General features: G+C 76.2%; 21 protein-coding genes. 11 read left to right on the forward strand and 10 right to left on the reverse strand.

Annotated elements, in window-relative coordinates; genetic code table 11:
* Nucleotides 1-128 precede the first annotated feature (128 nt).
* A complete protein-coding gene (locus ACWEO5_RS31890; RefSeq protein ID WP_452165635.1) occupies nt 129-2051 on the reverse strand; it encodes a cellulose binding domain-containing protein in 1923 nt (640 codons plus the stop codon).
* Nucleotides 2052-2350: 299 nt separating this feature from the next.
* On the opposite strand from ACWEO5_RS31890, the gene ACWEO5_RS31895 reads away from it, so the two are divergent.
* Together ACWEO5_RS31895 and ACWEO5_RS31900 are read left to right on the forward strand one after the other, a co-directional pair.
* Nucleotides 2351-2821, forward strand: coding sequence for an NUDIX hydrolase (locus ACWEO5_RS31895; protein WP_452165636.1), 471 nt, complete (start codon nt 2351-2353; stop codon nt 2819-2821).
* A gap of 56 nt (nt 2822-2877) precedes the next feature.
* Nucleotides 2878-3849, forward strand: a complete 972-nt coding sequence (locus ACWEO5_RS31900) for a CehA/McbA family metallohydrolase (RefSeq protein ID WP_452165637.1) — start codon at nt 2878-2880, stop codon at nt 3847-3849.
* A gap of 36 nt (nt 3850-3885) precedes the next feature.
* Here ACWEO5_RS31900 and ACWEO5_RS31905 read toward each other — a convergent pair whose 3' ends face one another.
* From ACWEO5_RS31905 to ACWEO5_RS31915, 3 genes are all read right to left on the reverse strand, one after another.
* Nucleotides 3886-4464: a GNAT family N-acetyltransferase gene (locus ACWEO5_RS31905; RefSeq protein ID WP_452165638.1), complete on the reverse strand. Its 579-nt coding sequence runs from the start codon at nt 4462-4464 to the stop codon at nt 3886-3888.
* 34 nt (nt 4465-4498) lie between these two features.
* Nucleotides 4499-4939: a GNAT family N-acetyltransferase gene (locus ACWEO5_RS31910; RefSeq protein ID WP_452165639.1), complete on the reverse strand. Its 441-nt coding sequence runs from the start codon at nt 4937-4939 to the stop codon at nt 4499-4501.
* A 242-nt stretch (nt 4940-5181) separates the two neighbouring features.
* Complete coding sequence (locus ACWEO5_RS31915) at nt 5182-6177, reverse strand: GlxA family transcriptional regulator (RefSeq protein WP_452165640.1); 996 nt, start codon at nt 6175-6177, stop codon at nt 5182-5184.
* A gap of 52 nt (nt 6178-6229) precedes the next feature.
* Between ACWEO5_RS31915 and ACWEO5_RS31920 the strand changes: the two genes are divergently transcribed.
* On the forward strand, nt 6230-6625 hold the full coding sequence (locus ACWEO5_RS31920) for a cupin domain-containing protein (RefSeq protein WP_452165641.1): 396 nt from the start codon (nt 6230-6232) through the stop codon (nt 6623-6625).
* 14 nt (nt 6626-6639) lie between these two features.
* Here the strand turns inward: ACWEO5_RS31920 and ACWEO5_RS31925 are convergent, their stop codons facing one another.
* Nucleotides 6640-8391, reverse strand: coding sequence for a cation:proton antiporter domain-containing protein (locus tag ACWEO5_RS31925; protein ID WP_452165642.1), 1752 nt, complete (start codon nt 8389-8391; stop codon nt 6640-6642).
* A 301-nt stretch (nt 8392-8692) separates the two neighbouring features.
* On the opposite strand from ACWEO5_RS31925, the gene ACWEO5_RS31930 reads away from it, so the two are divergent.
* Nucleotides 8693-10033 carry an NAD(P)/FAD-dependent oxidoreductase gene (locus ACWEO5_RS31930; protein ID WP_452165643.1) on the forward strand — a complete coding sequence of 447 codons (1341 nt, stop codon included), beginning with the start codon at nt 8693-8695 and terminating at the stop codon, nt 10031-10033.
* Nucleotides 10034-10166: 133 nt separating this feature from the next.
* A complete protein-coding gene (locus ACWEO5_RS31935; protein WP_452165644.1) occupies nt 10167-10826 on the forward strand; it encodes a zinc-ribbon domain-containing protein in 660 nt (219 codons plus the stop codon).
* A 123-nt stretch (nt 10827-10949) separates the two neighbouring features.
* Here ACWEO5_RS31935 and ACWEO5_RS31940 read toward each other — a convergent pair whose 3' ends face one another.
* Entirely contained in the window at nt 10950-11186 is a 237-nt protein-coding gene (locus ACWEO5_RS31940) for a hypothetical protein (protein WP_344550127.1), read from the reverse strand.
* 285 nt (nt 11187-11471) lie between these two features.
* Here ACWEO5_RS31940 and ACWEO5_RS31945 point away from each other — a divergent pair, with 285 nt between their 5' ends.
* The 3 genes from ACWEO5_RS31945 (at nt 11472) to ACWEO5_RS31955 (ending at nt 13486) form a co-directional block, all read left to right on the forward strand.
* A complete protein-coding gene (locus ACWEO5_RS31945) occupies nt 11472-12122 on the forward strand; it encodes a helix-turn-helix transcriptional regulator (RefSeq protein WP_452165645.1) in 651 nt (216 codons plus the stop codon).
* A gap of 48 nt (nt 12123-12170) precedes the next feature.
* Nucleotides 12171-12638, forward strand: a complete 468-nt coding sequence (locus ACWEO5_RS31950; protein ID WP_452165646.1) for a DUF3291 domain-containing protein — start codon at nt 12171-12173, stop codon at nt 12636-12638.
* A 65-nt stretch (nt 12639-12703) separates the two neighbouring features.
* A complete protein-coding gene (locus ACWEO5_RS31955) occupies nt 12704-13486 on the forward strand; it encodes a class I SAM-dependent methyltransferase (RefSeq protein WP_452165647.1) in 783 nt (260 codons plus the stop codon).
* Between the two features lie 107 nt (nt 13487-13593).
* Here ACWEO5_RS31955 and ACWEO5_RS31960 read toward each other — a convergent pair whose 3' ends face one another.
* A complete protein-coding gene (locus ACWEO5_RS31960) occupies nt 13594-15393 on the reverse strand; it encodes a hypothetical protein (RefSeq protein WP_452165648.1) in 1800 nt (599 codons plus the stop codon).
* A 298-nt stretch (nt 15394-15691) separates the two neighbouring features.
* Between ACWEO5_RS31960 and ACWEO5_RS31965 the strand changes: the two genes are divergently transcribed.
* Nucleotides 15692-16159: a ricin-type beta-trefoil lectin domain protein gene (locus ACWEO5_RS31965; RefSeq protein ID WP_452165649.1), complete on the forward strand. Its 468-nt coding sequence runs from the start codon at nt 15692-15694 to the stop codon at nt 16157-16159.
* A gap of 135 nt (nt 16160-16294) precedes the next feature.
* Here the strand turns inward: ACWEO5_RS31965 and ACWEO5_RS31970 are convergent, their stop codons facing one another.
* Nucleotides 16295-18535, reverse strand: a complete 2241-nt coding sequence (locus ACWEO5_RS31970) for a CRISPR-associated endonuclease Cas3'' (RefSeq protein ID WP_452165650.1) — start codon at nt 18533-18535, stop codon at nt 16295-16297.
* 317 nt (nt 18536-18852) lie between these two features.
* On the opposite strand from ACWEO5_RS31970, the gene ACWEO5_RS31975 reads away from it, so the two are divergent.
* Entirely contained in the window at nt 18853-20199 is a 1347-nt protein-coding gene (locus ACWEO5_RS31975) for a cryptochrome/photolyase family protein (RefSeq protein WP_452165651.1), read from the forward strand.
* A 25-nt stretch (nt 20200-20224) separates the two neighbouring features.
* Here the strand turns inward: ACWEO5_RS31975 and ACWEO5_RS31980 are convergent, their stop codons facing one another.
* Nucleotides 20225-21013 carry a VOC family protein gene (locus tag ACWEO5_RS31980; RefSeq protein WP_452165652.1) on the reverse strand — a complete coding sequence of 263 codons (789 nt, stop codon included), beginning with the start codon at nt 21011-21013 and terminating at the stop codon, nt 20225-20227.
* 315 nt (nt 21014-21328) lie between these two features.
* Between ACWEO5_RS31980 and ACWEO5_RS31985 the strand changes: the two genes are divergently transcribed.
* Entirely contained in the window at nt 21329-21748 is a 420-nt protein-coding gene (locus tag ACWEO5_RS31985) for an STAS domain-containing protein (protein WP_452165653.1), read from the forward strand.
* Nucleotides 21749-21843: 95 nt separating this feature from the next.
* Here ACWEO5_RS31985 and ACWEO5_RS31990 read toward each other — a convergent pair.
* A partial coding sequence (locus tag ACWEO5_RS31990; RefSeq protein ID WP_452165654.1) for a CAP domain-containing protein occupies nt 21844-22353 on the reverse strand: 510 nt, incomplete at its 5' end.

Consider the following 22353-nt stretch of genomic DNA (forward strand, 5'->3'; position numbering starts at 1 on the left):
CCGCCCCCTTCCGAGGGGCGGGCCGCGGCGGCGTCCGCGTTCCCGGGCGTTCCCGAGTCTTCCCGGGCGTTCCCGAGTCTTCCCGGGCATCCCCGGGCGTTCTCCGGCGGCAGCGGGCCGGCCGGGGCTCAGCCGCAGGCGGCGCCGTTCAGCGCGAAGGCCGCCGGGGCCGGGTTGGTGGCGCCCTGGGTGGCGATGAAGCCGAGGGTGACCGAGCCGCCGGCCGGGACCGTCCGGGTGTAGTCCGCCGGGGTCACGCTCACCGCGCCCCCGCTCTGCGTCGCGGTGCCGCCCCACATCTGGCCGATCACCTGCCCGGCGGTGAACGCGAAGGACAGCGTCCAGCCGGACAGCGCGGTCGTGCCGGTGTTGCGGACGGTGATCTCGCCCTGGAACCCGCCGCCCCAGCCGTTCACCACCCGGTAGTCGACCCCGCAGCCGCCCGCCGGGGCGGCCGGGGTGGTGACCGCGACGGTCGCGGAGCGCTGCGAACGGTTGCCCGGCGGGTCGAAGGCGTAGACCGCGAAGGCGTACGCGGTGCCGGCGGCCAGGCCGGTCACGGTGGCCCGGGTGGTGGTGGTCGAGGCGACCACCGTCTCGCCGGCGGCGTCCACCCGCACCACGTCGTACCTGGCGACCCCGGTGTCGTCGGTCGACGCCGCCCAGGACAGCGTGGCCGAGCCCGCCGTGACCGCCTCGGCCACCGGCGCGCCGGGCGCGGTCGGCGGCATCGGCTCGACCGCGACGAGGGAGACGACGAAGGTGGTGACGCTCTGCGCGGGCAGCACCGCCGTGAACGACCCGCCCGCCGGGACGGGGCCGGCCTGGGCCGCCAGCGTCCTGGTGGCGTCCGTCACCCAGGCGGACACCCCGGCCGGGGCGGTGCCGCCCGCCAGGGTGAACTGCTGGCTCACCGCCGCGGCGCCCTGGTTGACGGCCACCACGGTCACCGCGGAGCCGCCCTGGTACGCCGAGGTCCACACGTTCGCCTGCGGGTTCGCGGGCGCGTCCAGCCGCACGTGCCCGGGGCGGACGAACTTCGCGAAGTGCGCCATCACCGCGCCGCGCTTGCTGATCTGCCCGTCCTCGCGCATCGGCCCGTAGCCGCGCCGGATGTACCACCACACGTACGCCTGGAAACCGCCGTCCACCAGTGCGTGGTGCATGTGCTCGCCGACGCCGAGCGCCTGCGGCCACAGGTCCGCGGAGTCCGAGCTGTTGGGGTAGTACACCTCCGTCATCCACAGCTCCTTGCCCTGCCCCTTCTGCTGGAACAGCGGGTACGGGAAGTTCGCGAACGAGGTGCCGTACAGGTGCGCCCCGAGGACGTCCAGGTTGGCGAGCGCCACCGGGTCGTTCAGGACCGGGTCGGAGAGGGCCTTCACGTACTGGAAGGACTCCGGGGCGATCACCCGGGTGCCGATCGCGCCCGCGTTCTCGCGCAGGAAGCGGACGATCTCGTCGGACGTCCACCACGTCCAGTCCTGCGCGTAGTCGGGCTCGTTCTGCACCGAGACGGCGTACAGCTCGACCCCGTTGTCCGCCATGAACACCCGGAAGTCCTCCAGGTGCTGGGCGTAGGCGCCGTACATGTCGTGGCGCAGCCGCCGGGCGTCGGTCTGGCTGCCGCGGACGAAGGTCTCCACCATGGCGGCCGGCGGGTTCCAGGGCGAGGCGAAGACGATCGCGCCCAGCGCGGCGGCCCGCTTCGCGGTCGCCACCTCGCGGCTCCAGTTCGCCCGGTCCTCGTCGACGTGGATCCGCAGCACGGTGAAGCCCAGCTGGCCCGGGCCGTTGCCGAACGCGGTCTCGCGCTGGTCGGCCGTCAGGTCCCCGGCCCAGAGCGGGTGGTTCATGCCGCCGAAGCCCCGGATGCTCTGGCGCCGCACCGACGGGTCGATCAGCACCGCCGTCCCGGCCGCCGTCGCGGTCGTCGCGGCCGCCCCCGCCGTCGCGGCGAGCACCGGGAGGGCGCCGAGCGCCGCCAGTACGGTCCGTCGGCGGGGGGCCGCCGTCCGGTCGGTCGAGGGGTCCTGCGGCACTGGGGTCACGGCGCTCTCCTGGGTCGCTCGGCGGGTGTGGGGGCCGGTCCGGGCCGGGGCGGAAGCAGGCAGCATTGTGGGCCGCCGCGCGCGCCGCGGGTCAAGGCGGCCGGGCGGCGGGCCGCCCCGCGGCGGGCGCGGACCGGGGGCGCTCCGGGGGAACGGCGCAGGTCGGCGCCGCCGGACGGGGCGGGCGGGAGCCGGGCGGGGCGGGGGCGGCGGCCGTGAAACGAACAGAAAGGCGGGCCCCTGACGCTGCGTTGCGGACCTCCGCCGGGAACGGACGGGTGCGCACTACAGTGCACGGTATGCCTACTCCGCAATTCATCCTGGACCTGCGCGCACACATCGGCCACGCCCCGCTGTGGCTGTCCGGCATCACCGCGGTGGTGGTCGACGACGGCCGGATCCTGCTCAACCGCCGCTCCGACACCGGCCGTTGGGCCCTGCTGCACGGCATCGTGGAGCCCGGCGAGCAGCCCGCCGACACCGTGGTGCGCGAGGTGCTGGAGGAGACCGGCGTCACCGTCCTCCCCGAGCGGATCACCAGCGTGCACACGCTGCCCGCCTTCGCCTGCGCCAACGGCGACCAGGTGCAGTACCTGGACGTCGCCTTCCGCTGCCGCCCGCTGTCCGGCGAGGCGGTGGTCGGCGACGAGGAGTCCCTCGCGGTCGCCTGGTTCCCGCTGGACGACCTGCCGCCGCTGGCCCCGAACGACACCCTGCTGCTGGAGAAGGCACTCGCCGACCACCCCGCGCCGTGGTTCGCCGTGGGCTGAAGCGCCGCCGGAACTCCCCTCCTCGGCAAGGCCGTTGGCCCTCCCAGGAGGCGACCATGGACTATCCACCGACCCGGCTGCCCGGGCGCGGCCCCGGCTGGTACCGGGGCGACCTGCACGTGCACTCGGTGCACTCGGACGGCGAACTCACCCCCGCCGGACTGGCGGCCGCCGCCCGCGCCGCCGGACTCGACTTCCTCGCCACCACCGAGCACAACTCGGCCGCCGCGCCCGGGGTCTGGGGCGAGGTGGGCGGCGAGGACCTGCTGGTGGTCCTCGGCGAGGAGGTCACCACCGGCACCGGCCACTGGCTGGCGCTCGGCCTGGCCCCGGGCCAACTCGCCGAATGGGAGCACCGGGTGGGCGAAGCGGCCTTCGCCGAGGCGCTGCGCGCGGTGCGCGCCGCAGGCGGCCTGTGCGTCGCCGCCCACCCCCACGCGCCGTACCCCGGAGGGGAGTTGACGTACCCGCTGGAGTCCTTCGACGCCGTCGAGGTGTGGAACGGGCAGTGGACCTCCGACCTGCCGTGGAACGCCGACAACGAGGCCGCGCTCGCCGAGTGGGGCCGCCGCCTCGGCGCGGGCGTCCGGGCCGGCCGCTGGCAGCCCGCCGTCGGCAGCAGCGACGCCCATCTGCCCGGCCAGCTCGGCACCCCGCAGACCGTCGTGCACGCCGAGGAGTTGAGCGTCCCGGCGGTCCTCGCCGCCGTCCGGGCCGGGCGCAGCTGGATCGCCGGATCCGCCGCCGTGCGGCTGGAGTTCACCGCCGAGGCGGCCGGCCGCACCGCCGGGATCGGCGAACTCCTGGCCACCGGCGGCCGCCCCGTCGAACTGGCGGTGCGGCTCTCCGGCGTCCCCGACGGCAGCACGGTGCACTTCCGCACCGAACGCGGCAAGGAGCACCGGACCCCGGCCGACGACCTGGTCCGCTGGACCACGGACGCCGAACGGACGGCCTTCGTCCGCGTCGAGGTGCGCGGCCCGGACGGGCGGACGGCGGCCCTGACCAACCCGGTCCTGCTCGCCTGACCTCCCGGCCTGGTCCCGTCGGCCTGGTCCTGCCGGCTAGGACAACACCCGGACGCCCAGCCACTGCTCGGCGCCGTACTCCTCGAAGCGGTCGACCTCGGTGAAGCCGAGGCGTTCGGCGACCCGCAGCGAGGCGGTGTTCGCGGTCCGGGTGGTCAGGGCGACGGGTGTGCCGGGCGCGGCGGCGGCCAGCCAATCGAGGGCGGCGCCGCACGCCTCGGTGGCGTAGCCGCGGCCCCAGGCGTGCGGCAGGAACAGGTAGCCGAGTTCGCGCGCCGCCGCCCCGGGGTGCAGGCGCGCCAGGCGCCCGGAGTCGTGCGGGTCGAGCGTGACGATGCCGATCACCGCCCCGTCCAGCTCGGCCACCAGCAGCCCCGGGCGGCGGCGCGGCACCTCGGGCAGCGTCCGTTCGAACTCCTCGCGCGGGCGGGCGCCGCCGATGTACCGGCCGACCTCCGGGGAGGTGAACAGCTCGACGATCGCCGCCCGGTCCCGGGCCTCCGGCTCGCGCAGCAGCAGGCGGGCGGTCCGGATCGGGGCGGGCGACCAGGGCAGCGGCGCGGGCACGGGCGCGGGGGTGGGCGCGGGTGCGGGTGCGGTCGACGGTTCGGTCATGCCCGTCAACGTACCGGGTACGTCCGAGGGGCCGTCAGGAGGTCGCCAGGTCGCGGCACCAGGCGACCTCGGCGGCCAGCGAGCCGTCCGCGAGGTACTGGCGGACCTGCGGGGCGGCGGCCAGCGCGTCGGCGGCCTCCGGGACGGGCACCTCGCGGAAGCCGAGGCGCCGCCAGAACGCGCCCGCGTCGGTGGAGAACAGGTAGACCCGGCGGATGCCGCCCGCGGTCGCCTCGGCCAGCACGTCCTCGACCAGCCGGCGGGCGGTGCCGCTGCCGCGCCGGTCCGGCCGGACGGCGACGCTGCGCAGCAGGGCGGCCGGACCGGCGAGCTCCAGGGCGGCGCTGGCGGTCGGGCCGCTGGCGTCCCGGACGGTCCACAGCAGGGTGCCGGGCTCGTCCAGGCCGTGCGGGTCCAGGCCCTGGGCCCGCAGGAAGGCGGCGAGGTCGTCGAGGTCGGCGGTGGCGGTGGTCATCGGACGGGATCCCTCCGGGAAGGCTTTCGGAAAAAGGGGAGCGGCGCTCGGACGCTACCCGAGCGCTGTTACGCGTGGTGGCGCGACACCGTGTCGGCCGGGTGAACCGGCCTGCCCGCTCCGCCCGCCCGCTCGGCCTGCCCGCTCTGCCCGGCCCGCCTGCTCCGCCGGTCCGGGTGCTCCGGGTGGTCCGCCTGTTCCGTCCGGGCCATCCGCTCCCCCCGGTCCGTCCGGCCGGGGCGTCAGTGCGGTCCGGGCCCGAAGCGCCGTCGGTACGCAGAGGGGGTGACGCCCGTGGTGCGGCGCATCAGCGCGCGCATGTTGGCCGCGGTGCCCAGGCCGCTCAGCCGGGCGACCACGTCGAGGCGCGGTTCGCCCTGCTCGATCAGTCGGCAGGCCAGGGCGAGCCGTTCCCCGGTGAGCCACGCCAGCGGGGTCGTGCCCAGCTCCCGCCGGAAGCGGCGGTGCAGGGTCGCCGGGCTGACCGCCGCCCGCGCCGCGAGGTCCGCCACCGCGAGCGGCGTGTCGAGCCGTTCCTGCGCCCAGGCCAGCACCGGTGCCAGTGACTCGTCGGGGACGTCGGGCACCGGGCGTTCGACGAACTGCCGCTGGCCGCCGTCGCGGTGGGCCGCGAAGACCAGTCTCCGGCTGACGGAGTTCGCGACCTCGGCGCCGTGGTCGCAGCGGACGACGTACAGTCCGAGGTCGAGGGCGGCGGCGCTCCCGGCAGCGGTGAGGATGTCACCGTCGTCCACGAACAGCACGTCCGGTTCGAGGCGGACGGTGGGGAAGCGGGAGCGGAAGGAGTCCGCCCACTGCCAGTGGACCGCGGCCCGGCGCCCGTCGAGGACACCGGCCTCGGCCAGGGTGAAGGCGCCGCTGCAGAAGCCGAGCAGGCGGGTGCCGCGCGCGTGAGCCCGCCGGACGGCGTCCAGGACCGCGGGCCGGCGGGGGGCTTCCACGTCGGGGCGGTTGGGGACGATCAGGGTGTCCGCCGCGTCGGCCGCCTCCAGGCCGGCGACCCCGCCGAGGGTGAAGAACCCGTCCCGCATCGTGACGGAGGGCTCGGGGGAGCAGAGCCGGAAGTCGTAGAGCTCGCGGCCGATCTCGGGCCTGCGCAGACCGAACACCTCGATCGCGCAACTGAGTTCGAACGGGTTCGAGTTCTCGTCCACGATCACGACCACCCGGTGCGGGCCCGGCGTCCGGGCCGGGTGCCGCGAGGAATCTTTCGCCATGTGCGATTCCTAGCACTCACCCCGCCCCGGTGGGGCGGCCGAGGATGGGGCCATGAGCAACCAGCCGATCTCCCTCGCCCAGGCCCTGTCCTCCTTCGACGCGCTGTGGAGCCCGCGCATCGTCACGCACGTCAACGACTACGACGTCCGGATCGCCAAGGTCGAGGGCGAACACGTCTGGCACGTCCACGACGACACCGACGAGTTCTTCCTGGTCCTCGACGGGGAACTGCGCATCTCCTTGCGCGAGGCCGGGGGCGAGCGCACGGTCCGGCTCCCGAAGGGAGCGGTCTTCACCGTTCCGGCGGGCACCGAGCACAAGCCGTCCGCGCCGTCCGGCGCCGCGATCCTCCTGTTCGAGCCGACCGGGACCCCGACCGTGGGCGACCGCCACGAGGAGGTCCCCGCCCACGTGGACGCGACGACCGGGCACGCCCTCGACGCCTGAGCGGCGGAGGCCCCTCAGGCCGGGCCGAGGACGATGCGTTCGGTGACCTGGCCGGGGTGGACGGCCTCGCCGCGCAGGGTGGCGGGGTGGAGGTGGCCGGCCCGGTCGAGGGTGAACAACAGGTCGTGGCCGGGCGGGAGTTCGCCGTCGGCGGGGCGGCGCAGGATGCGGGCGCCGGCCGCGTGCCGGCGGGCCAGCTCGGGGCCGGTCAGGGCGGCGGGCAGCACCATCGCGGCGGGGGCGTCGCCGACCACGCCGGGGCCGGGCGCGGCGGCGGGCAGCCGGAACACCGGCAGCTCGGAGCCGTCGTGCAGGACGGCCGCGGCGAGCGCGTTGAACTCGTCCTCGGCGGTCAGCAGGTACACCGCCGTGACGCCCTCCTGCTCGGCGCCCTCGCCGCTCGCGGCGGCCAGCAGCTCCCCGTCGGCGAGCTCCAGCCCGGCGGCGGCGATCCGGGCCCGTTGCTCGTCGCGCCCGGCCCACAGCAGCACGTCCAGGCCCGCCGAGCGCAGTACGGTGGCCAGTTCGACCGTCCAGGGCTCGCCGCCGACCAGCAGCGGGCGCGAGCGGGCCGGGCGGGTCACCCGCAGCAGCCGGGCCACCGGGACGGCGGTCAGGCCGTACAGGGTGACGGTGAGGACGATCACCAGGAAGGTGGCCGGGAGGATCTTCTCGGCGCCGCCGACGCCCGCCGCGGCCAGGCCGGCGGAGAAGGTCGCGGCGGTGGACGCGGCGACGATGCCGCGCGGCGCCATCCAGCCCAGGAAGGCCCGTTCGCCCTCGGCCAGGTCCGTCCCGACGGTGGACAGCGCCGCCACCACCGGCCGCACCACCAGCACCAGCACCGCGACCAGGGCCAGCGCGGGCAGCAGCACCGGCCGCACCGAGGCCCAGCCGACGGTCGAGGAGATCGACACGAACAGCACCCCGACGATCAGCGAGACCAGGGTCTCGAAGAAGGTCCGCCGGGCCGGCAGGTCGAACGCGGGCACCGTCGCCACCACCACGCCCATCACGATCGCGGCGATCAGCCCGGTGTCCTCGCGCAGCGCGTCGCAGACCGCGGCGACGCCCACCACGGCCGCCAACTGGGCGCTGGTGCCGAGCACTTCGCCCAGCCGCAGGCGCACCAGCAGCCACCACAGCAGCACCGCGCCGACCAGCCCGCCGAGCAGGCCCAGGCCCACGCTGGCGGCGAACTCCAGCAGGCCGGCCCCGAACTTGCGGTGCTGCTCGTTCACCAGCGCGTGGAAGACCAGCGCGCCGAGGATGCCGCCGACCGCGTCGATCAGCGAGCCCTCCCAGACCAGGATCCGCTGCACCCGCTCGGTGGGCCGGACGAAGTTCAGCAGCGGCCCGACCACCGTCGGGCCCGACACCACCAGGATCGCGCCGAGCATCGCCGCGGCCTGCCCCGAGACGCCCAGCACCGGCGCGGCCGCCAGCGCGGCGGCCGGGGCGGTCAGCAGGGTGCCGATCCACACCAGCCGCATCACGGCCTTTCGGGTGTGGCCGGTCAGCTTGCGCAGGTCCAGACCGAGCCCGGCGTCGTACAGGATGACCGCGACGGCGAGCGAGACCAGCGGGGAGAACGCCTGGCCCAGCAGCCGGTCCGGGTGGACGTCGTCGGTGACCGCGCCGGCCGCGAAGCCCACCGGCAGCAGCACGATGATCGCCGGGATGCGCAGCCGGGCGGCCAGCAGCTGGGAGGCGACGGCGAGTACCACGGTCAGGCCGGACCCGATCAGGATCTGCTCAGAGGTCATCCCGCCATCCCATGACGGCGACCGGCCCCCCGCCGCGCCACGCGCCCGGCGGGTCACCCGTCCGGCCCAACCGCGCCCAAGCGCGCCCGGCCGCGCCCGGCCGGGTCGGGCCCCGGCGGGAGGGCCCGCCGGTGCGGCGGCCGGTGCGGCGGCCGGGCTCCCCGAGGGGCGGGCGAATCGGGCGGTTTGCCCCGCGAATGGCGAAAAGCCCACCGGGGCAAGGGAGTTGCCAGGTCGAAGAAGTGCGGCCGAAACGCCGACCACCGGTGACTGTCAGCGCCGCGTCCCTTACTGTACGGACATGGGTTCTAGGGGGAGCGCGGCCGCGGGCCGCGGCACGGCAGTGGTGATCGGCGGCGGACTGGCCGGGTGCCTGGCCGCCTGGGCGCTGCACGGCGTCGCGGACCGGGTCGTGGTGGTCGAACGCGACCGCTACCCCGACGGGGTCGACTTCCGCCCCGGCGTCCCGCAGGCCAAGCACGGCCACCTGCTGCTGGAGGCCGGCCAGCGCACCATCGACGAACTGCTGCCCGGCGCCCTCGCCGAACTCCTCGCGGCCGGCGCCACCCGGGTCCCGCTCTCCGGCGGCCTGCGCTGGCTCACCGCCGCGGGCTGGCTCGCCCCGTACGAGAGCGACCTCGCGGTGCTCACCTGCAGCCGACCGCTGATCGACCACGTGGTGCTGGAGCGGGTCCGCAGCGCGCCGAACATCGAGTTCCGCACCGGCGCCGAGGTCACCGGACTGCTCGGCGACCGGCACGCCGTCACCGGCGTGCGGATCACCGGCCGGGGCAAGGACGGCGAGCAGGAGTCCGAGCTGGCGGCCGAGTTGGTGGTGGACGCCGCCGGGCGCTCGACCCGGGCCGCCAAGTGGCTCTCGGTGATCGGCGCGCCCGTCGTCCCCCGGGAGCGGGTCGACGCCGGCGTCTCCTACGCCACCCGGTTCTACCACCGGCCCGCCGACGCCCCCGCCGGCTCCGCGCTCTACCTGCAGAGCCAGGCCCCCGAGCGGGGCCGCTTCGGCGTCCTGCTGCCGGTCGAGGGCGACCGCTGGATCGTCGGGATGGGCGGCATGCGCGGCTTCGAACCCTCCCTCCAGCCCGAGGAGTTCGAGAAGCAGCTCGGCCTGCTGCGCGACCCGGGCATCGCCGAGGCGGTCATCGGCGCCAAGCCCGCCGGCCCGGCCCGCGGCTTCGTTCCCGGCCCCAGCGTGTGGCGGCACTACGAGCGCTCCGCCCCGCACGGCTTCCTCGCCGTCGGCGACGCCTCCTGCACCTTCAACCCGGTCTACGGCCAGGGCATGACCGTCGCCGCCTTCGGCGCCCGCGCCCTGCGCAACGCCGTCCACAAGCACGGCGACCTCGGCCACGCCGCCGTCCGGGAGACCCGCGACGCCGTCGCCGCGGCCACCCGGAACCCCTGGCAGATGGCCGCCGGCGAGGACGTCCGCTTCGCCGGCACCACCGGCGGCCCCTCCGGCCTCCAGGTCCGCGTCCAGCAGCGGCTGCTGGACCGGGTGCTGGCCCGCGCCGTCACCGACGTCCGGGTCGCCGCCGCGTTCCACCAGGTCGCGGCGATGGTGGAACCGCCCACCCTGCTGTTCCGTCCCTCCGTGCTGGGACCGGTCCTGTTCGGCGGCTGACCACACGGCCGCCGGACCGCCCGGCCCGTACCGGCACGCCACCCCGGTGTGGCGGCCGGTGCGACGAATCCGGACGGACCGAGTACGCATCGGCACGTCACGACAGACCTGCAAGAGGGTTGGGCAGCCGACGATGAGTGAGATCCACTTCAGCAACAACTACCGCGACCTGAGCGAGCAGCACGGCACCGGCGCGGGCTTCCAGTTCGAGTTCTCCTGCTCGCGCTGCTACGACACCTGGCGCTCCGAGTTCGAGCCCTTCCGCACCGGACAGGCCGCCGGCTGGATCAACAAGGGCGTCAGCGCCGCCTGGAGCCTGCTCGGCGGCAGCGCCTCCAGCGGCCTCACCAACGCTGCCGACGGTCTGGCCGGCGCCGGCTGGGGCAACAGCCGCGACGCCGCCTTCCAGCGCGCCATCGGCAATGCCCAGCAGCACTTCAACCGCTGCGCCCGCTGCACCCACTACGTCTGCGGCCGCTGCTGGAACGCCGCCCAGGGCCTCTGCCTGGGCTGCGCCCCCGACACCGCCGCCGAGGCGGCCGCGGCCCGCCAGCGCGGCCTCAACGACGCCGTCACCGAGAACGCGTACGCCCACGGCCAGTCCCGGGCCGGGCAGTTCGACGTCACCGTCGACCGCCAACTTGTCTGCCCGCAGTGCCGTGCCGAGACCCACGGCACCCCGTTCTGCCCCGGCTGCGGCTTCCGGCTCGCCCGGCCCCCGCAGTGCACCTCCTGCCACGCCGAACTGCCCGAGGGCTCCGCGTTCTGCCCCGGCTGCGGCACCCGGCGCTGACCGCTGCCGGAACGGCGCCGCCCCCGGCGGGGTCCTGCCGCTGGAGCGGGCCCCGGCGGGCGGTCGAGCGGGGCGGAGGGGGTCACGCGGCGCCCCGGCCCGGGGGCCGCGGGCGGCGGCCGCTCACGTCCCGTGGGTGGGGAGCAGCAGGATCCGCTCGGGGTCGTAGCGTCGCCAGGCGGGGCCCGCGGCGGAGCCGATCAGCCGCAGGCGGCACCAGGGCTCGTCGTCGGGAGAGCGCCACCAGGCGTTGATCCGGCCCAGCGCCCAGCTGCCGGAGCCGTCGAGCAGGACCTCCACGGGCTGGTAGGCGGGGTGGACGTCCTGTTCCGGCGGGGACCAGGCGGGGTCGGTCTGCAACTGCGGAGGATGCACTGCGGGCCTCCTTCGAGTCCGGTCGGCGGGGGCGACGGGTGGGGGGTGCCCGAACGGCCCGGCTGCTGGCGGTCGGGGATACTCTACAGAGGTGTAGAAACGAATGGCGGGCAATGGGTGGGCAATTCGGACGGCATGGCGCGACGCCGCCGCCCCGGTGGCGCGTTCGCACCGGATCCGCCCCGCCCCGCCCGCCCCGTCGGGTCCGCCCCGCCCGCCCCGTCGGGTCCGTCCGGCGGCCGCCCGCCCCACCGGTCATAGACTCGACGGATGACTGCTGAGGACTCCTCGATCGAGGCGCTGGGCGCCCTCGCCGACCCGGTGCGGCGCGCCCTCTACCGGCACGTCGCCGACGCCCCGCAGGAGACCGGCCGGGACGCCGCCGCGGCGGCGGTGGGCGTCTCCCGCTCGCTGGCCGCCTTCCACCTGGACAAGCTGGTGGACGCGGGCCTGCTCGCCACCTCCTACCGCCGCCCGGCCGGCCGCGGCGGCCCCGGCGCGGGCCGCCCCGCCAAGCTCTACCGCCGGGCCGACGCCGAGATCGCCGTCGCCCTGCCGCCCCGGGCCTACGGCGAAGCCGGCCGCCTGCTCGCCGAGGTGGTCGAACGGGCCGGCCTGGACCAGGAGTTGCAGGCCGCGGCCCGCACCGCCGGTGCGGAGCGGCGGCCGTCCGACCTGCCCGCCGCGCTGCGCGAGCGCGGCTACGCGCCGTACCGGGACGGGGAGGTGCTGCGACTGCGCAACTGCCCCTTCCACGCGCTGGCGGACGAGTTCCCGGCGCTGGTGTGCGGCATGAACCTGGCGCTGCTCCAGGGGCTGGCCGGGGAGGAGTGGGCGCCGGTGATGGACCCGGGCGCGGACGGGTGCTGCGTGTCGCTCACCCGCTGCGAGCCCCGGGACGACGGTCGGCGCGAAGTCTAAAAACAACAACTATTGACGATAGAAGGCGGGTCGGGCCATGCTGGCCGCATGACCACGCCCCGGCTCACCGCGCCCGCCCCCGGACACCACCTCGCCCAGGTCAACGTCGGCCGCATCGTCGCCGCCCTGGACAGCCCCGAACTCGCCGGATTCGTCGGCCAGTTGGCGGAGATCAACGCACTCGCCGAACGCAGCCCCGGATTCGTCTGGCGGATGGTCGACGAGACGGGCGCCGACGCGACCGGCCTGCGGCCCGACCGGGACGACGACCTGCTCCAGGTCAACTGCTCGGTCTGGGAGTCCGTCGAAGCGCTCCGGGCCTACGTCTACCGCAGCGACCACCTGCGGGTGCTGGCCCGCCGCCGCGAGTGGTTCCACCGTCCCACCGAGCCCCACCAGGCCATGTGGTGGGTCCCGGCCGGCCACCGCCCCACCCTCGACGAGGCGATGTCCCGCCTCGCCACCCTCCGCACCCACGGCCCCGGCCCGGACGCGTTCACCTTCCGCGACCTCTAGCGCTCCGTCCGGTTCGGTGCTGATAACGGCGCCCGCCCGGCAGTGCACGCACTAGGGTGGCGCGCATGTCCGAATCCTCGACCAGAGACTTCTACGACGAACTGGCCCGCGACTACCACCTGATCTTCCGGGACTGGGACGCGAGCATGGCGCACCAGGCCAAGGTGCTCGACGAGCTCTTGCACTCGCGCCTGGGGCCGGGACCGCACCGGATCCTGGACTGTTCGTGCGGCATCGGGACCCAGGCGATCGGACTGGCCCTGGCCGGGCACGAGGTCCTCGGCAGCGACCTGAGCCCGCTCGCAACGACACGGGCCGCCGCCGAAGCGGCGGCCCGTGTCGCCAGGCTTCCGGCAGTCGCCGCGGACATGCGTCAACTGCCCTTCCAGTCATCGGTCTTCGACGTCGTCCTGTGCGCCGACAATTCGCTCCCGCACCTGCTGTCCGGGCAGGACGTCCAGGAGGCCCTCGCCGGCATGCGCCGCGTGCTCCGGGACGACGGACTGCTGGTGATCAGCCTCCGGGACTACGACGACGCCCGCCGGGCCAAACCCGCGACGACACCGCCCCAGGTCTCCGAGATCCCCGACGGCAAGGTGATCAACTTCCAGCTCTGGCACTGGCACGAGGACGGCGAACGCTACGACCTCGAACACTTCCAACTCACCCCGGCGCAGAACACCTGGAACGTCCGAGTCCGCCGCAGCACCTACTGGGCACTGACCCGCCGGCAGTTGACGGACTTCGTCACCGAAGCCGGCTTCACCGACATCACCTGGCACACCGCCGACTCCAGCGGGTACTACCAGCCCGTACTCACTGCCCGGCGCCCTTCGCCCTCGCACTAGCCCGGACGGACACCGGCTCCCGGAACGAGGGGGCGGAAGGCGCAATCGGCCCGTCCCGAGAACTCGCGGAGCGTCACCGCTCCACGGGCCCCGGCGGTGTCCGTCCGTCAGTTGATGGGCTTCAGGCGGGTGCCCGCGGCCGTGACCGCCTCGACGGTGGTGGGGCCGCTGCCCGGGTTGTCGAGGGCCAGGGTGCGGGTGGGCGGGGCGGGTTGGTCGAGGCGGCGGGAGGGGGTGGTGACGATCAGGCGGGAGACCCGGCGGCTGGCGGCGACCAGGAGGTAGGGGGTGCCGTTGGGGGCGCGCCAGCGGTACTGGGCGACGGTGTCCTGTTCGTAGCGGCTGCAGGCGCGGCCGTCCGCGTGCGCCAGCCGTTCGGCGCGGCCGCCGTTCGGGGGGAGCACCGCCGCCGCCGCGCTGCCGCTGCCGTCCCAGTGGTCGGCCCGCAGGCAGGCCCAGCCGAGTTCCCCGCCGTTCTGCGGGAGCTTCTGGTCGGCGAACTCCCACAGGTTCAACTGCCGTACCTCGGGGCCTGCTTCGGGGACCGCGCAGGCGCCCGCCGCCCACCGGCGCAGCGCCTGCGGGCCGACCGCCTCACGGGGCGGCCGGGCCTGGGCGGAGGCGTCCGGCGGCGGGGTGTAGGTCAGGTGCGCGGGGGCGAGCCCGCCGAGGTCGGCGAGCAGGAAGGCGTGCTGCTCGGCCACCACCGGGTCCGAGCGCAGTTGCAGCGCCGGGCCGGGGCAGCCCGGCGCGGCCGTTCCCGGCACCGGGTCGGTGACGCCGCCGGGGAAGGCCAGCGGGCGCTCCGCCTCGTCCGGCCGGTCCAGCCGCCGGGTCGCCGCGGACGCGATCCACGGCGCCAGCAGGTACCTGGCCCCGCGGTCGTCGCGCCGCAGCACGACCGCCGCGCCCGCCGTCACGTCGCTGTCCCCGGCCGGGGCCAGCGCCAGGGCCGGGCCCGCCGGTTCCTCGGTGTACCTGGCCAGGCTCCGGCCGTCCGTCAGCAGGACCACCAGTGTGCCGTCCAGCCGTCCCGCGTACAGGAGTTGGGGTACGGCGGTGGGCGGCCCGGCCTGCTGCCAGGCGGCGGTGGCGCGGCCGACCAGGGCGCTGTCGTCGCGCAGTTCGCCGCGGGCGGGCCAGACGGCGAGGCCCAGCTTCGCGGTGCCGCGCCACAGGTCGTCGGCGCGGCGCTCGGCAACGACCTGGCGGGGGAGCGGGGTCGACGCGGCGGGCCGGTCGCTGCCGGACGGGGCCAGGGCGGGGACGGCGGCCGTCAGGGCCACCGCCACCGCCGCGGCGAGCACCGCCAGCCGGCGGCGACGCAGCAGGTCGCCCGGCTGGAGGTGGACCGTGCAGGCGTCGTAGCCGGGCGGGAGGTCGGACCAGTCGGGGGTGCGCGCGGCGCGCAGCAGTTCGGCCCCGGCCCGGGCGGAGTCGGCGGGGGCCTCCACCCCGGCCCAGGCCAGTACTTCGGCGGCCTCGGCCCGGTCCAGGCCGTCCAGCACCTGGAGGGCGAAACCCGCCCGCGCCGGGGCGGGCAACTCGGCCAGCCGGGCGTCGAGTTCGGCGTCCCCGTCGTCGGGCGGAGTGAACAGCCGCACCCCCCACACCCGGGGGAACGCGGCCCCGGGCCAGCGCCGTCGGCGCAGCGCCCCGCGCAGCACCCGGATCCGCGCCGCCGGGTACCCGTCCTCCCCGGCCACCCGGCCGCCGAGCACCGGCAGCGCCCGCTGCACCACCGCGTGCGCCGCCACCACCCGGGCGTGCCGCCCCCGGTCGGCGGGCAGCGTCAGGTAGGCCAGGCACACCAGCCGCCGGTAGTGCCGCACCAACACGGCCTCCGCGGAAGCCCGTTGGCCCCCGGCGCCGGCCACCCCGGGCCGCGGCAGCGTCTTGAGATCCATCGGCTCCTCCAAGGCATCGGGACGGAACCCGGCTACGTCGGACGGACCAACGAGTGGATCATCGGATAGTTGCGCCACGCCCCGGCCGGGGCCGCCGGGGGCCGGACGCCGCCCGGGCGCCGGCGCGCTGCCGACCGGGTGAATCCGGTTGCGCTGAGTAGTCGTCCGGTCGCCCTTTGCTGCTATCAATGGCGGTGCGCCCGACTCTCCGGGGCGCACCCCACAACGACGGTCCGCATGCGAAGCGTGCGCGGCGCGCACAGCCGTGCGACCGGAACGAGAACGGAACCCCCGCCCGATGGCAACCGCACTCCGCAGGACGATCACCCTGGCCGCGCTGGCCCTGACCGCCGCGCTCCTGCCCGCCGGAACGGCCGGGGCGGCCGACCCCGCCCCGCACCCCGGCGTCTACTGCCTGGCCAACGCCTGGGGCACCCCGGGCATCGGCACCAAGCCCTGCGACGCCAAGGACCAGGGCCAGCACTTCACCGTCTCCGGCCAGCAGATCTCGCTCAGCAACGCCCCCGCGTACTGCCTGGCCAACGCCTGGAGCACCCCGAACGTCTCCACCAAGCCCTGCGACCCGCAGGACCTCGGCCAGTACTGGACCGTCTCCGGCCAGCAGATCTCGCTGACCTACGCCCCCGCGTACTGCCTGGCCAACGCCTGGGGCACCCCGGACGTCTCCACCAAGCCCTGCGACACCCGAGACCCGGGCCAGCACTGGGTGGTCTTCAACCAGCAGATCAGCCTGGCGTACGTCTAGACCCACCGCACGGCCCGGCACCCGCGACGCACGGGTGCCGGGCCGTTCCCGGTCGGTGGCGCGGTCGGTGCGGTCGGTGCGGTGGGAACGGTCGGTGCGGTCGGTGCGGGCCAAGCGGCCGCTCGGCGCGGGCCGTCAGAGCGGGCCGTCGTGCCGGGCGCTGGAGCGCCAGTCGGCGGTGCGGACCAGGGACTCCAGGTGGGCCAGCCGGAACGGGCCCAGGGCCGGGTCGGACAGCAGGGCCGCCACCAGCGGCGGCCAGACCCCGTCCGGGCCGAACGCGGCGGCGGGGGAGAGGGGCAGGGCCGGGAAGCGCTCGCCGCTGGAGAGGGCCACCGGCGGGGTGCGGTCCCCGTCCCGGACGCCCAGCAGGGTGTCCGGGTCCTCACCGGGCCCGGGGCGGGCCGAGACCCGCACCTGGCCGTGGTGCGCCGCGACCAGGTACGTCACCAGGGACGGGTCCGGGCCGGGCGCGTGCCAGTGCCCGCCGGCCAGCAGCAGGAGCGCGCTGACCAGCTCGTGCCGGAAGTGCGGGCGGGCCGAGACCCCGTTGTTCCAGGGCGCCTTGGACTTGGCGAGCAGCCCCGGCGGCGGGTCGCCGCCGCCGTCGCGCAGCTTCTCCTGGAACACGTGGTGGCACTTGCCGAGGTCGTGCAGCCGGGCGGCCAGCGCCACCGCCTCCCGCTGCGCCCCGGTCAGGCCGGGCAGCCCGGCGGTGAGCGCCCGGGCCTCCTCCTCGGTCTCCCGCAGGTGCTGGTCCAGGCCCACCCAGGCCGCGCACCCGGACCCGGGCGGGGTGCGCCCGGTGAACAGCGGGGGCACCGGCACCCGGCTCTCCGGCCGCCAGCCCAGCCCCGGCAGGTGGCCGCCCCCGGCCGCGTCCAGGGTCAGCACCGCGCCCGCCCGCAGGTCCACGGCCCCGGCGGGCCGCCACCGGCCGTCGGTGCGGTCCCGCAGCCAGCCCCCGCCGTCCGCGATCCGGTGGCGGACCTCGGAGAGCGGCGCCTCGCACTGCTCGGCCCGCCCGGGCTCCGGCTCGTCCTCCGCCGGGCGGCCCGCCGCACCCCAGTCGCGCCAGGCCACGAAGACCGTCCGCTCCGGCAGCCCGCAGACCCAGGGGCCCGCGCCGGCCGGCCCGGCCGCGCGCCCGGTGTCGAACAGCGCCGTCAGCACCTTCAGGCCCAGCCCGGGCACCCTCGGCCCGGGCCGCCCCGGTGCGGGCTCCCACCGGTCCGGGAACGGGGCCCGGAACAGGTCGGCGGCGGTGACCGCCGCCCCCTCGCGCGCCGCCAGCCACCGCTCCTCGTCGGCGAAGGCCGCGGCCCCCTCCGGCGGGCACCACAGCAGCTCGCCGCCCTCCGGGTGCTCGCCGTGCCGGTTGCAGCGCCCGGCCCGCTGGACCACGGCGCCCCACGGGGCGAGCTCGGTGAACACCGTGCGGGCGGACAGGTCGGACCCGGCGTCCAGCGCCCGGGTCGTGACCAGGAACCCGTCTGCCGGCAACTCCCTTACCAGGTAACGCCGTTCGGCGGATCGCAGGTACGGGAGCAGCAGCACCGCGGGCTCGTCGGGGTGCGCGGCGCGCAGCGCGGCGTGCACCTCGCGGGCCCGGGCGGGGGAGTTCAGCGCGGCGACGGTCCGGGTGCCGGGGCGGTGCGCCGCGCCCAGCGCCGCCACCAGGTCGGGGACGTACCGGCCCGGGGCCGGGTGCAGCCGCCGGACCAGCCGGGTGCCGGCGGGCCCGGCCTCCGGCACGGGACCGGCGCCCCCGCCGGCCTCGGTGCCCCCGCCGGTCGAGGACATCCAGGTGGTCCGGGTCGGGGCCGTCGTGCCCAGCGCGTCGCGCCACGCCTGCAGCCGCTCCCCGGTGGGCAGGCCGGGGCCCAGCAGGGGCGCCTCGTCGAAGACCCAGTGCGCGTCGTTGTTGAGCAGGCCGAACGAGACCGGCGCCATCGTCCGGGAGTCGGCGAAACCGCGCATCAGCGCCCGGCTCAGCAGCACGTCGTGGGTGCCGACCAGGACCGCCGTCCGCTCCGGCCGCCGCCGCCAGGCGCCGTCCTGCCCGTCCGGGCCGGTCAGCAGGTGCAGGTCCACCCGCTCCGCGAGGCCCAGCCGCTCCAGCCAGCCGCCGACCAGGGCGTGCGTCCAGTCCGCCAGGCTGCCCTGCGGCAGCACGTACACCAGCCGCCGCGCGGTCCCCTCCGGCGCGGACACCGTCCGCCGGTACAGCCACGCCAGCACGGCCGCCGCGGTCTTCCCGCCCCCCGACGGCACCCGCACCCACGGCGGCAGCCCGTCCGCCGCGAGCGCCCGCTGGTAGGCGTACGGCCGGTGGCCGGTCGCCGTGCGGAAGAACTCCCCGTACCCCTGCGCCATCCGCGTCCCTCCTCGCCGTGGACCCCGACTCTAGGGCGCGGCCCGGACGGGCGGGGAGGGGTGGCGGGGCGTCAGCCCGCGGCCGCGCCGTCCGCGAAGCCCAGCAACCGGGTTGCTGCTGCACGGTGCGGCTCCCACGGGATCGGGCGGTCGGGCGAGCCGACCCCACCCCGCCGGAAAGCCGCACCCATCCGCTCCGGCCGCCGCTCCGAACACTCCACGGGGACCCCGGTCCCCGCCGCGCAACGCCCGCACCCCGCAGAACCGACAGACCGCCTTGTCGACACGGCGGAGCTCCCCGCACCGAAGGCAGCACCATGACACTCGCCATCGTCCTGTTCACCCAGGACCTGCGCCTGCACGACAACCCCGCGCTGCACGCCGCCCGCACCGGCGCCGACCAGGTGGTGCCGCTGTTCGTCACCGACCCGGCCGTCACCGCCGCCGGCTTCGCCGCCCCCAACCGCACCGCGTTCCTGGCCGGCTGCCTCGCCGACCTCGACGCGAACCTGCGCCGGGCCGGCGGACGGCTGCTGGTGCGCGAGGGCGACACCGCCGAGCAGACCGCGAAGCTCGCCGCCGAGACCGGCGCGGCCGCCGTCCACGTCGCCGCCGGGGTCAGCGGGTACGCCCGGCGGCGCGAGCAGCGGCTGCGCCGGGCCCTGGGCGACCGGCTCCGGGTGCACGAGGGCTCGCTCACCGCCGTCCCGCCCGGCGCCGTGCTGCCCGCCGGGCGCGACCACTACGCCGTCTTCACCCCCTACCACCGGGCCTGGCAGCAGGCCCCCCGCCGTACCCCGCTGCCCCCGCCCCGCGACCTGCGCACCCCCGAGGGCCTGCGCGGCGCCCCGCTGCCCACCGCGACCCCCACCGCCCGCCGGCTGCCCGACCCCGGCGAGAACGCCGCCCGCCGCGCCTGGCAGCACTGGCGCACCGAGGACTACGCCGACCTGCACGACGACCTCGCCGCCGACGGCACCTCCCACCTCTCCCCGTACCTGCACTTCGGCTGCCTGTCCGCCAACGAACTCGTCCACCTCGCCGAACGGCGCGGCGGCCACGGCGCCGAGGCATTCGTCCGCCAACTGGTCTGGCGCGACTTCCACCACCAGGTGCTGGCCGCCCGCCCCGACGCGGCCCGCGCCGACTACCGCCCCCGGCACGACCGGTGGCGCGAGGACCCGGAGGAGCTCGCCGCCTGGCGCGAGGGCCGGACCGGCTTCCCGATCGTCGACGCGGGCATGCGCCAGCTCGCCGAGACCGGCTGGATGCACAACCGGGCCCGGCTGATCACCGCCAGCTTCCTCGCCAAGTCCCTCTACCTGGACTGGCGTTCGGGCTCCGACCACTTCCTGCACCACCTGGTCGACGGCGACCTCGCCAACAACCAGCTCAACTGGCAGTGGGTCGCCGGGACCGGCACCGACACCCGCCCCAACCGGGTCCTCAACCCGCTCACCCAGGCCGACCGCTACGACCCCGACGGCGCCTACGTCCGCCGCTGGGTCCCGGAGCTCGCCCACCTCCCCGGCGGCGCGATCCACCGCCCCTGGAAGTCCGTCCGCCGCCCGGCCGGCTACCCGCTGCCGCTGATCCCCCCGGACAGCACCGGCCACCGCCTGCGCACCGCCCGCGTCCCGCAGGACACCCTCCCGGGCGTCTGACGGCCGCGGCGCTCCGGGGGCCGGTTCAGGCGCCGGGCGTCATCAGGACGAAGTCCGCGCCGGACGGGTCGGTGCAGACCGCCATCCGGCCGATGTCCGGGGCGGTCTCCGGGCCCATCACGACGAGGCCGCCGTGGGTGGCGACGGTGGCGGCGGCCCCGTCGCAGTCGGCGACGGCGAAGACCGGGTGCCAGGAGGGGGTGCCCCGGGAGAGGGTCAGCTCGGCGGGGCCGACCTGGAGGACGCCGCCGTGCATCCGCTCGGGGGGCTGCCCGGCGGGGGTGACGATGGTGTAGGTGCCGGTGCCGCCCGGCATGGGGGTGTCCTCGTGCCGCCAGCCGAACACCGTCCCGTAGAAGGCGAGGGCGCCGGCCGCGTCGGTGGTGTAGAGCTCCGTCCAGCACAGGCCGCCGGGCCCGTCGACGGCGGCCAGGCCGCCCGCCCGGCCCGGCGTCCAGACCGCGAACCGCCCGCCCTGCGGGTCGGTGAACTGGGCGAACGAGGCCCAGTCGGCCACGTCCCGGGGCTCGACCCGCACGGTGCCGCCCGCGCGCAGCACCGAGGCGGCGGTCTCGTGGACGTCCGGGGTGAAGAAGTAGACCATCCAGGCCGAGCGGGCGCCGCGCTCGGTGAGCGGGCCGAGGCCGCCCGCGGTCCGGCCGGCGGCGGTCGCGAGCAGGAAGCCGTCCGCGCCCGGCGGCGCACTGAACTCCCACCCCAGCACCGGGCCGTAGAACGCGGCGGCGGCCGGCACGTCGGGCGCGCCCAGGTCCAGCCAGCACGGCGAGCCGGGCACGAAATCGGTGGTGATCACGGCGTTCTCCCTTCGCCGGAACGCGGTCGGAGCGCTGCGGGGGCACCCGCGGGGTGCTGCCGGGGCACTCGCGGGGCGCTGCCGGGGCGCTCCTCTCCCAGCCTGTCACCGGCCCCGGCGGTACCGCCAACCGGAGTAAATCCTGTGCAGATCGTCGGATCGAGCAGCGAATTCGACCGTCGAACGGACCACGGCCATGACATTTCGCGGAAATTACTCCTCCCGGCCGCTAAATCGTCACCTGGAACAGGGTTGCCGCCGGAGGAAACGGGCAGAGGCCGCATACCCCCAGCGATCCCGGAGAGAGGCAACAGAGTGGCACTGAGCGTGAGCTACGGGGAGCGGTACGGCTGGACAGTGGTCCAGGTAGCCGGAGAAGTGGACATCAGCGGAGTCGCAGCCCTGCGCGAGCGGCTCCAACGACTGGTCACCGACGGCTGCCTGCGCATGGTGGTCGACATCAGCCGGGTCGACTTCTGCGACTCCACGGGCTTCGCGGTCCTGGTGGCCACCCGTCGCATGCTGTCCTCCCGCGACGGGCAGCTGCGGCTGGTCCTGCCCGGACCCGACGTCCACACCCGCAAGATCCTCCAGCTGTTCGGGATCGAGCGGATCTTCGACGTCCACGACTCCGTGGACGAGGCGCTCGCCGACCTGCGCGAGGCCGTCCTGACCGGGGAGGCCGTCGAGGCCGTCCCCCGCCCACGGGAAGGGACCCACGCCACCACCGACTGAGCCCGCCGCCGGGAGCGGAGCGGCGGAGCAGCGCCGGGCCGACGGCACCGTCAGCGGCGACGGCGCCACCACCGACAGCGCCGGTGGCGGAGCCGTCAGCGCGGCGTACCGAAGTCCTGCGTCCACCAAGGCCCACCGGTGCCCAGGTGGACCCCCACCCCCAGCTCGGTGAAGCCGCAGTTCAGGATGTTCGCCCGGTGGCCCGAGCTGTTCATCCAACTGTCCATCACCGCGGCCGCGTCCTTCTGACCGCGCGCGATGTTCTCCCCCCACCCGCTCCAGGCGTACCCGACGGCGTCTATCCGCTGCTGCGGACCGGCGCCGTCCGGGTTGGTGTGGTCGAAGAAGTTCCGCGCCGCCATGTCCTCGGAGTGCCGCAGCGCCGCCGTCGCGAGCTTCGCGTTCGCCCCGAGCGGCCCGCAACCCGCCTTCGCCCGCTCCGAGTTGACCAGGTCGAGCACCTGCTGCGCCAGGTCCGCGGCGCGCTTCTGCGCGGAGACGGAGGCGGGCGCGGACGACGGGGGAGCGGACGGCGCGGGCGCGGCCGACGACGCGGGCGGCGCGCTCGACGCCGCGCTCGGCGACGGGGCGGACGGGGCGGCGGG

It is taken from the genome of Kitasatospora sp. NPDC004272 (assembly GCF_053603035.1).

Coding starts and splice junctions, on each gene's coding strand:
- ACWEO5_RS31895 (WP_452165636.1), top strand. CDS start 2,351: ATGCCTACTCCGCAATTCATCCTGGACCTGCGCGCACACATCGGCCAC.
- ACWEO5_RS31900 (WP_452165637.1), top strand. CDS start 2,878: ATGGACTATCCACCGACCCGGCTGCCCGGGCGCGGCCCCGGCTGGTAC.
- ACWEO5_RS31905 (WP_452165638.1), bottom strand. CDS start 4,464: ATGACCGAACCGTCGACCGCACCCGCACCCGCGCCCACCCCCGCGCCC.
- ACWEO5_RS31910 (WP_452165639.1), bottom strand. CDS start 4,939: ATGACCACCGCCACCGCCGACCTCGACGACCTCGCCGCCTTCCTGCGG.
- ACWEO5_RS31915 (WP_452165640.1), bottom strand. CDS start 6,177: ATGGCGAAAGATTCCTCGCGGCACCCGGCCCGGACGCCGGGCCCGCAC.
- ACWEO5_RS31920 (WP_452165641.1), top strand. CDS start 6,230: ATGAGCAACCAGCCGATCTCCCTCGCCCAGGCCCTGTCCTCCTTCGAC.
- ACWEO5_RS31925 (WP_452165642.1), bottom strand. CDS start 8,391: ATGACCTCTGAGCAGATCCTGATCGGGTCCGGCCTGACCGTGGTACTC.
- ACWEO5_RS31930 (WP_452165643.1), top strand. CDS start 8,693: ATGGGTTCTAGGGGGAGCGCGGCCGCGGGCCGCGGCACGGCAGTGGTG.
- ACWEO5_RS31935 (WP_452165644.1), top strand. CDS start 10,167: ATGAGTGAGATCCACTTCAGCAACAACTACCGCGACCTGAGCGAGCAG.
- ACWEO5_RS31945 (WP_452165645.1), top strand. CDS start 11,472: ATGACTGCTGAGGACTCCTCGATCGAGGCGCTGGGCGCCCTCGCCGAC.
- ACWEO5_RS31950 (WP_452165646.1), top strand. CDS start 12,171: ATGACCACGCCCCGGCTCACCGCGCCCGCCCCCGGACACCACCTCGCC.
- ACWEO5_RS31955 (WP_452165647.1), top strand. CDS start 12,704: ATGTCCGAATCCTCGACCAGAGACTTCTACGACGAACTGGCCCGCGAC.
- ACWEO5_RS31960 (WP_452165648.1), bottom strand. CDS start 15,393: ATGGATCTCAAGACGCTGCCGCGGCCCGGGGTGGCCGGCGCCGGGGGC.
- ACWEO5_RS31965 (WP_452165649.1), top strand. CDS start 15,692: ATGGCAACCGCACTCCGCAGGACGATCACCCTGGCCGCGCTGGCCCTG.
- ACWEO5_RS31970 (WP_452165650.1), bottom strand. CDS start 18,535: ATGGCGCAGGGGTACGGGGAGTTCTTCCGCACGGCGACCGGCCACCGG.
- ACWEO5_RS31975 (WP_452165651.1), top strand. CDS start 18,853: ATGACACTCGCCATCGTCCTGTTCACCCAGGACCTGCGCCTGCACGAC.